Source organism: Bradyrhizobium sp. (assembly GCF_030646015.1).
GTDB lineage: Bacteria > Pseudomonadota > Alphaproteobacteria > Rhizobiales > Xanthobacteraceae > Bradyrhizobium.
Map to the genome: position 1 here is coordinate 20,649 of NZ_JAUSLT010000081.1, position 7,707 is coordinate 28,355.

Here is a 7,707-nt window from a genome sequence, read left to right on the forward strand (position 1 = left end):
AGCAGCGCGTCCCGCAGCGCGCCGAAATATTCGGCAGCGTCGTTCAGGACCGCTACCCGGCTCGCTTCGCATCTTTTCCAGACGGTCTGCCCGGGGACGAGGATCGATGAACTCTGAAGCAGGCGTCACCTCTGCGCAAACGGTGTCTGAGTAGCACCAACGCGCGGGAACCCGCTGTGTTCCCCTACTTTCCCGGCACGAACATCAGCGCAAAGGACGGAATGTAGGTGGTCAGGAACAGCACGATCAGCATCACGATGATCTGCGGCCAGATCGCCCGCGATATCTGGGTCAGGCTCAGCCCGGAAATCGCCATGCCGACGAACAGGCAATAGCCGATCGGCGGCGCCGCCATGCCGATCGCCACGTTGGTGACGATGATGGCGCCGAAATGGATCGGATCGACGCCGAACTTGGTGGCGATGGCGATCAGCATCGGGCCGAGGATGACCATGATCGCGATCTCGTCCATCACGGCGGCGAGCAGGAAGAACGCGATGTTGAGCCCGGCCAGCGCCATCCATTTCTCGGTGACATGGCTGGCGAGCCAGGTCGCGAATCCGGTGGCGATTTGCTCCTGCGCGATCAGCACGCCGAAACCCGCCGACACCGCGATGATGGCGGTGACGATGGCGCTGGTGCGCACCGATCGCAGCACGATGTCCGGCAGCGCCTTGAAACTCATCTGCCGCTCGACGAACAGGCCGATGATGACGGCATAGATGCAGCTGATGCCGGCGGCCTCGGTCGGCGTGAAGATGCCGCCATAGATGCCGCCGAGCACGACCAGCGGTGACAGCAGCGCCCATTTGCCATGGGCGAAAGCCGCGCGCGTCTCGGCCCAGCTGGCTCTTGGCTGCTTGGGAACCTTGTTGCGTTTGGCGTGGACATAGCAAACCACCAGCAGCCCCGCGGCGATGGCGAAGCCCGGCACGATGCCCGACAGGAACAGTTTACCGATCGATTGCTCGGCCACGATGCCCCAGATCACGAAGGCGATCGACGGCGGGATCAACGGCCCGAGCACGCCGGCGCTGACCGCGATCGCAGCCGCAAATGCCTTGTTGTAGCCGGCCGCGGCCATCGCCGGGATCAGGATCGCGCCGATCGCCGCGGTGGTGGCGGGTGCCGAACCCGAAATCGCCGAGAACACCAGCGCCGCCAGCACCGCGACCATGGCGAGCCCGCCGGTGCGGTGACGCACCAGCACGGCGGCGACATCGATCAGGCGCTGCGACAGCCCGCCAGCCGTCATCAATTCGCCGGCCAGCATGAACAGCGGGATTGCCAGCAGGCTGAAGGACTGCGATCCCGCCACCAGCTGCTGTGCCAGGAAAGCGGGTTCGATATCGACCACCACCAGCACCAGCGTGACGACGATGCCGATGGCGATGGCAAAGGGCACACCGAGCGTGACGAGGGCGGCAAAACCCGCGGTGAGCAGCAGGACGCTGGCGCTCATGGCGCCAATTCCACGGGCGCTTCGGCCGGCACGTTGCTCAGCATGCGCCAGCTCGCGAACAGGCCGATCAATCCCCCCGCGACCGGAGCCATCGCATGCAATAGTTCAATCGGAAAGCCGATGGCGGCCGAGACCGAGCCGCCCGTCATGTCGAGGAATCGCAGGCCCGACCAGGCGAGAAAGAAACCGAATGCCGCCGTCAACGCCTCGATGACGCGCTCCGCCCAGGGCCTTCCGCCTGATGGCACGAGATTGATCAGGATGTCGAGCCGGACGTGAAAACCCTCGCGCACGCCGAGCGCCAGCCCGCCCATCACGGTCCATGAGAACATCAGCACGGCCAGTTCCTCGGTCCAGGACGGCGTGCGTCCGAACACATAGCGCATCACCACCTGCAGCGCGATGCAGCCCACCATGATCGCGGTCGCCGCGATCAGGCTGAGCTTCAGCGCGGTGGCGACGAACGCGATGACGCGTTCGACGCCGCGCAAAGCGGGGTTGTCCATGGCCAGGCCTCGCGGTGGCGGGGCGTTACAGCTTGGCAGCCGCCGCTTCCTGCATCAGCTCCGGTCCGATCGAAGCCTTGAACGTCTCATAGACGCTCTCCACCGAAGCACGGAAGGGCTTGAAGTCGGTGACGCGATTGACCTTCATGCCGGCCTTCTCGAGCTTGGCGACGACATCCTTCGCCGCGGCGCCGGCGGCCTCGCGCTGCGCCTTGGTGGCGGCGACACCGGACTCGATCACCACCTTCTTCAGGTCGTCGGGCAGTTTGTCGAAGGCGCGCTTGGCCATCAGCAGCGGAATGGCGGAATAGGTGTGGTTGGTGATCGAGAGATACTTCGTCACCTCGAAATACTTGTTCTGCTCGATCACCGCGAGCGGGATTTCCAGCCCGTCGATGGCGCCCTGCTGCACGGCCGTGAAGGTCTCGCCCCAGGCCATCGGCACGGCGTTGCCGCCGAGCGACGAGAACATGCCGATGAATACAGGGTTCTGCATGACGCGGTACTTGACGCCCTTGACGTCCTCGGGCTTGTCGACCGGGCGGACGTTGTTGATCATGTTGCGAAAGCCGCCTTCCATCCAGCCGAGCAGCTTGACGCCCTTGGCTTCGAGCTTGGCGGCCAGCTTCTGGCCGACCGGGCCGTCGAGCACGCGCTGGGCCTGCGCCTCGTTCTCGTACAGGAATGGCAGGTCATTGAGCTGAAAGGCCGGCTCGATCTGGGCGATTACCGCGTTGGTGATGACGCCGGCATCGACGGTGCCGAGCCGCATGCCCTCGAGCATCGGCTTCTCGTCGCCGAGCTGCCGGTTGGGATAGAGCTGGACCTCGATGCGGCCGTTGGAGGCCGCCTCGACGCGCTCCTTGAAGGCGCGCGCGCCGGTGGCATAGGGATCCTGCGCGCCGTCGGCGGTGGTCCAGCCGAGCTTGATGACGGTCTTCTGCTGGGCGAAAGCCGGTGCGCTTGCGAGCACGATTCCGACTGCAGTGAATGCACCGAGTGCGCGGCGCGTGATCAGGTTAGCCATGGGTAAAACTCCTCCCGTTGAAAGTAAGCGCCGCCGTTCAGCCGGCGGTCGCGGTGGCAAATCCGTAGAGACGCGCCGGGTTGTCGACGAGGATGCGGTTGCGCACCGCCTCCTCCGGCACCCAGAGCGGCAGCAAATCCAGCAATGCGCCGGTGTTGAACATCGGCCCTTCGACCGAGACGTGTGGCCAGTCCGAACCCCAGACGCAGCGCTCCGGCGCGGCCGCAACCAGCGTCCGCGCGAAATCAAGCGTATCGTGGAACGGCGCGCCCAGCTGCGAAATGCGGTAGGCCCCGGACAATTTCACCCAGGCCTTGCCTTCGCGGAGCAGCCGCAGCATCCACTGGAAACCGGGATGCACGACGCCTGAAGACACCGGCATGTGACCCATATGGTCGAATACGACCTCGACCGGCAGCTTCATCATGCGCGGCCCGAGTTCAGGCAGGTTGCGCGCGTCGATCAGCAACTGGATATGCCAGCCGAGCGGCGCGACGCGGGCGGCCAGCCGCTCCATCTCCTCGATCGCCACGCCGCCGCCGAACAGGACGTTGATGCGGATGCCGCGCACACCGGCCGCGTGCAGCGCCTCGAGTTCTTCGTCGCCGACATCGGGCGCGACCACCGCGACACCGCGCAGCCGGTCCGGATGCGCCTTCAGGCTCTCGACCATGCAGCGGTTGTCGGTGCCGTAGACGCTGATCTGGACCAGCACGCCACGCGCCATGCCGAGACTGTCGAGCATGCCCAGATAGGCGGACTCGGGCGCCGGAGGCGGCGTGTAGCTGCGGTTGGCGACCATCGGGAAGCGGTCGGCAGGCCCGTTCACATGCCCGATCACATGCGCATGGGTGTCGCAGGCATGGGCCGGAACGGCGAAGCCGGGCGGGTTGACGAACGGGTCCGGTCCCTGACAGGCCGGAGGCTCCTGCGGCGCTGCGCTCATAACCGCGCACCCGTGAAGGGCCCGAGCCCGAGCCGCTCCATCGCCGCCGACAGATGACTGCGCATCGCCGCTTCCGCAGCCGGCGCATCGCGTCGTTCGATCGCCGCGAACACCGCCTCATGCTCGGCCTGCACCGCCAACACGCTCCTGGGGTGACGCGCCGCGGTGTTCGAGCGCGCCTTGGCGATGGCGCCATGCAGATTGGCGCCGAGAAAGGTCAGGAAGCGATCGAAATAGGGATTACGCGAGGCCTGGGCGATGGTGGCGTGAAAGCGATTGTCGGCCTCGATATCGTCCTCCCGGCCCGCGACGGAGACTTTCATCTCACGCAGACAGGCGCGCATCATCGCCAGCTCACGGCGGTTGGCGCGGACGGCAGCAAGGCCAGCCGCGGCGCCTTCCACCGCGACGCGGAGCTGGAAGATGTCGTGCAGATCCTTGGCGATGGCCGGATCGGGCTCCAGCCGGAACAGGCCCCTGCCCGGCTCGGCCGCAACGAAGGCCCCCAGCCCCTGGCGCGTATCGATCAGCTCATCCGATTTCAACCGCGACATCGCTTCGCGCACCACCATGCGCGAGACCTCGAACCGCTCCGCCAGCTCCTTTTCGGATGGCAGCCGCGCGCCCGGCGCGAATTCACCTGATCGAATCGCCGCGGTAAGCTGGCGGGCGACCTCGTCGGACAGGCGCGGGGCACGGGTGACGGAGGTAATCGAGGTCATGCTGACCGGTTATCATACAAGTGGGAAAGCAGACAAGTTTGTTGTTCGCAGCTTGGAGCCGACGCCGACCGCTGAAAACCCTTCAGGCCTGATCCCCGTTCAGCAACTCGACATACCGCGCCGCCGATCGCTCCACGGCCTGCGCGCCGCCGCTCAGCACCTGGCGGCCCGGAAAGGCGCCGTAGATCCGGTCGAACTTCCAGGCCGCGAGTGTGTCGGCGATGCGGCGAACCGTGGTGCCTGACAGCGGCATCATGTTGGGATAGCTCCAGAGGAACGAGACGCGGTTGAGATCCGCCGCCACCTGCACGATATCGCCGCTGAGGATCGCGCCGCGCCCTTCGGCGCCATCAGCCCAATGCAGCACGGTGCCGCCAGCAAAGTGGCCGCCGAGCCGGAGCAGCGTCACGCCATCGGCGATATCAAGGGTCTCGCCCTGCCAGGGACGAACCGCGGGATCGGGATGCATGATCCATTCGGAATCGGCGGCGTGCAGATGGACCGGGCAGTCGAAGCGGTGCGCCCAATCCTGCATGCAGGTGTAGTAATGCGGATGCGAGATGGCGATCGCGCGGAGCCCGCCCAATGCGCGGATCAGCGCCTCGGTGGCATCGTCCAGCAAGGCAAGACAATCCCACAGGATGTTGCCCCCGGCGGTGCGCAACAGCAGCGCGCGCTGACCGATGCCGAATTGCGGCCATGTGTGAAGTTCGAACAGGCCGGCTTCAAGCTGCCGCCAGGCATTGACGTGCCCGCGGCCAAGTCGTTCCGGCGTTGTCCAGGCCTGTCCACCCGGCGGCACGTACTGGCGTTCGTCCTCGCAGATCCGGCAGTGGCGTGGCGGCTCGGGCGTTTCCGGGTACGATGTGACACACGTGCTGCAGATGTGAATCGGCATCGGACGTCCCGCCTGTTCAGAGATCGCCAAGTTCAGGCGGTTCGAACCAGTTCATCAGCGACAGTCCGCCGTCGATCACAACCGCCGATCCCGTGACATAGGCCGACACCTTGTTCGACAGCACCGCCAGCGCCATCGGCGCGAGGTCGGCGGCATCGCCCAGGCGTCCCAGCGGGATGTGTCTTGCCAATGCCGGATCGGCGACGAAACCGCCGGCGGCGACGGCGCCGGGCACCAGCGCGTTGACGCGGATCCCGTAGCGGCCCCACGTCCTGGCCAGTTCCTTCACCAGCATGGCGAGCGCCGCCTTGGATGTCGAATAGTGCGGCAGGTTGCGCGGCGTGCCCGCGTGCAGCGAGGTCAGGAACAGGAACGAGCCGGGCTCCTTCGCCGCGATCAGCGGCCGCGCCAGTTCGCGCGCGAGATGAAAGCCGGCGTCGACGTTGACCGCGCGCATCTGCGCCCACGTCTCGTCGCTGACGGCCATGGCATGATCGGCCTCGCGCCGCGGCGGCGAGGCGCTGTGAACGAAATGCGTCACCCGCCCGACCGCCGATTGTGCCTGCGTCAGCAGCGCATCGCAGGCGGCGCGATCCCCGAGGTCGCCGACGAAGGCAAACCCCAGTTCCGGCCGCGGCGAGGTCTTGATCGCATCGGCAACCGTATCCGGGTTGACGTCGGCGAACACGGTCCGCACGCCCTCCCCGACCAGGGCTTGCGCGATGGCGCGGCCGATGCCGTTGCCCGCGCCGGTGACCAGAGCCGCCTCGCGCGCGGGATCGAAGGGTGTGTTCAAGAGGCTCATGTGTCGGCGTCTCCCTGCGACAATATCTGCACGTTGCCTTGGATGGCAGTTGGCAGAGAGGGCAACCTAGCACAGGATTGTTGGCAGGCCTCAACATGGGAGCGCACGCCCATTGCGCCCGATGCCGACTTCCTTGCGCATAAAGTCGACTATCGAACCGTCGCGCCCGCGCCTAGATTCTTCGGAATCAAGGCTCGCCCAAGTGGGAACAAGAAGCCACACCAGCCAGGGAGTGGATCATGCTTGCTTTCATTAAAGCACACCCGAACATCGATCTGATGGTTTTCTATGTCCTCGCGTCGATAGCCGGTGCGGTAACCCTCAATTATTTCCATACTAGGCCCGACCGCAGTCGCAGGACGGAATAGCCCCTGCCACCGGCTTCGCGGATGAACGCGGTGCCTTCCGTTGTCGCAAGAACACGGAACCGGTCATTGAGTGCAGATCCGTGCCGGCAACGTTTGCAAAAAAAATACCACAATCCTTTTCTGAAATCGCTCGTTTGGAGAAAGGGGATTCACAATGCGAAAATCAGGTGGAATCCTGCTCGGCTCAACTGTCGCGCTGGCCCTCATGTCAGCCCCCGTGCTGGCGAAATCACAGAAGGCCGACGATAAGTCGGCTGCGGCGACCTGCACCGCCTACGAGAAGGCGGCCGACGGATCCTGGACGCCGGTGCCCTGCCAGGAAATCGGCTCTGGCGGCCGGAAGCATCAGGAATCCAAGCATCCGAGCGACGACGACGCCAACCGCTGAACATGTCTCCGGTCGTTGGCACTGCACTACTCTGCTTCCAGAGGTTGCGCGGTGATGATGTCAGAGCTAGTCTTCCTGCCCAACCCAGGGAGCCGACAATGCGCTATGGTCTCTTCATCGTGGGATTGATGGTCCTTGCGGCACCGGCGCAGGCCGAGCCGCGCTCGGTCTATGTGGCCATGGTGCTGCAGGCTTTCGCCGCCAAGGTCGAATGTCCCGGCATGGACGTGGCCTATCAGGATCTGGTGCAGAAGGCGAAGGAGATGCAGCTGCCGGACGAAACCACCGAGAAGGTGCGAAAGGCGATCGCCTATATGCACACCGGTGGAAAAATGGGCGAGCGCGGGGATGCCGAACTGATGTCGGAAGTCGCGGTGGCGACGAAATCAACCGACCTCGACCAGCGCCGCCTCGGCCTGTCAACCTGGTGCGAGACCCAGAAAACCAAACTCGCCGGATTTGTTCGCGCGAAGAACTAAATCCAGAAGACCAAAATTGTTGAGCCGATTCAACAAATCTACCCGACGGGCAAATCACCTCTAAAGTCCGTCAAGTCCTCGGTGCAAAAATATTCTGATTTTCAGA

Annotated in this window: 9 protein-coding genes; 2 read left to right on the forward strand and 7 right to left on the reverse strand. The window is 64.9% G+C overall.

Annotated elements, in window-relative coordinates:
- Positions 1-184: 184 nt before the first annotated feature.
- The 7 genes from Q7T45_RS12370 to Q7T45_RS12400 all read right to left on the reverse strand — a co-directional run bounded on the left by Q7T45_RS12370 (position 185) and on the right by Q7T45_RS12400 (position 6,366).
- Entirely contained in the window at positions 185-1,462 is a 1,278-nt protein-coding gene (locus Q7T45_RS12370) for a TRAP transporter large permease (RefSeq protein ID WP_304871096.1), read from the reverse strand.
- Positions 1,459-1,968 carry a TRAP transporter small permease gene (locus tag Q7T45_RS12375; RefSeq protein WP_304871098.1) on the reverse strand — a complete coding sequence of 170 codons (510 nt, stop codon included), beginning with the start codon at positions 1,966-1,968 and terminating at the stop codon, positions 1,459-1,461. The genes Q7T45_RS12370 and Q7T45_RS12375 overlap by 4 nt, the downstream gene beginning before the upstream one ends.
- A gap of 25 nt (positions 1,969-1,993) precedes the next feature.
- Entirely contained in the window at positions 1,994-2,995 is a 1,002-nt protein-coding gene (locus Q7T45_RS12380) for a TRAP transporter substrate-binding protein (RefSeq protein WP_304871100.1), read from the reverse strand.
- Positions 2,996-3,032: 37 nt separating this feature from the next.
- Positions 3,033-3,941 (reverse strand): amidohydrolase, encoded by a 909-nt coding sequence (locus Q7T45_RS12385; protein ID WP_304871105.1) that lies wholly within the window; start codon positions 3,939-3,941, stop codon positions 3,033-3,035.
- Positions 3,938-4,663 carry a FadR/GntR family transcriptional regulator gene (locus tag Q7T45_RS12390; RefSeq protein ID WP_304871107.1) on the reverse strand — a complete coding sequence of 242 codons (726 nt, stop codon included), beginning with the start codon at positions 4,661-4,663 and terminating at the stop codon, positions 3,938-3,940. The genes Q7T45_RS12385 and Q7T45_RS12390 overlap by 4 nt, the downstream gene beginning before the upstream one ends.
- Positions 4,664-4,745: 82 nt before the next feature.
- Positions 4,746-5,561, reverse strand: coding sequence for an MBL fold metallo-hydrolase (locus Q7T45_RS12395; protein ID WP_304871110.1), 816 nt, complete (start codon positions 5,559-5,561; stop codon positions 4,746-4,748).
- Positions 5,562-5,577: 16 nt separating this feature from the next.
- Positions 5,578-6,366 (reverse strand): SDR family NAD(P)-dependent oxidoreductase, encoded by a 789-nt coding sequence (locus Q7T45_RS12400; protein WP_304871112.1) that lies wholly within the window; start codon positions 6,364-6,366, stop codon positions 5,578-5,580.
- A 522-nt stretch (positions 6,367-6,888) separates the two neighbouring features.
- On the opposite strand from Q7T45_RS12400, the gene Q7T45_RS12405 reads away from it, so the two are divergent.
- Both Q7T45_RS12405 and Q7T45_RS12410 read left to right on the forward strand, forming a co-directional pair.
- Positions 6,889-7,122, forward strand: a complete 234-nt coding sequence (locus Q7T45_RS12405; RefSeq protein ID WP_304871114.1) for a hypothetical protein — start codon at positions 6,889-6,891, stop codon at positions 7,120-7,122.
- Between the two features lie 98 nt (positions 7,123-7,220).
- Entirely contained in the window at positions 7,221-7,601 is a 381-nt protein-coding gene (locus Q7T45_RS12410; protein WP_304871116.1) for a hypothetical protein, read from the forward strand.
- Positions 7,602-7,707: the final 106 nt, after the last annotated feature.

What these genes read in the sequence shown, in the direction of transcription:
- Q7T45_RS12370 (WP_304871096.1), bottom strand. Translation starts at nt 1,462, where the DNA reads ATGAGCGCCAGCGTCCTGCTGCTCACCGCGGGTTTTGCCGCCCTCGTC.
- Q7T45_RS12375 (WP_304871098.1), bottom strand. Translation starts at nt 1,968, where the DNA reads ATGGACAACCCCGCTTTGCGCGGCGTCGAACGCGTCATCGCGTTCGTC.
- Q7T45_RS12380 (WP_304871100.1), bottom strand. Translation starts at nt 2,995, where the DNA reads ATGGCTAACCTGATCACGCGCCGCGCACTCGGTGCATTCACTGCAGTC.
- Q7T45_RS12385 (WP_304871105.1), bottom strand. Translation starts at nt 3,941, where the DNA reads ATGAGCGCAGCGCCGCAGGAGCCTCCGGCCTGTCAGGGACCGGACCCG.
- Q7T45_RS12390 (WP_304871107.1), bottom strand. Translation starts at nt 4,663, where the DNA reads ATGACCTCGATTACCTCCGTCACCCGTGCCCCGCGCCTGTCCGACGAG.
- Q7T45_RS12395 (WP_304871110.1), bottom strand. Translation starts at nt 5,561, where the DNA reads ATGCCGATTCACATCTGCAGCACGTGTGTCACATCGTACCCGGAAACG.
- Q7T45_RS12400 (WP_304871112.1), bottom strand. Translation starts at nt 6,366, where the DNA reads ATGAGCCTCTTGAACACACCCTTCGATCCCGCGCGCGAGGCGGCTCTG.
- Q7T45_RS12405 (WP_304871114.1), top strand. Translation starts at nt 6,889, where the DNA reads ATGCGAAAATCAGGTGGAATCCTGCTCGGCTCAACTGTCGCGCTGGCC.
- Q7T45_RS12410 (WP_304871116.1), top strand. Translation starts at nt 7,221, where the DNA reads ATGCGCTATGGTCTCTTCATCGTGGGATTGATGGTCCTTGCGGCACCG.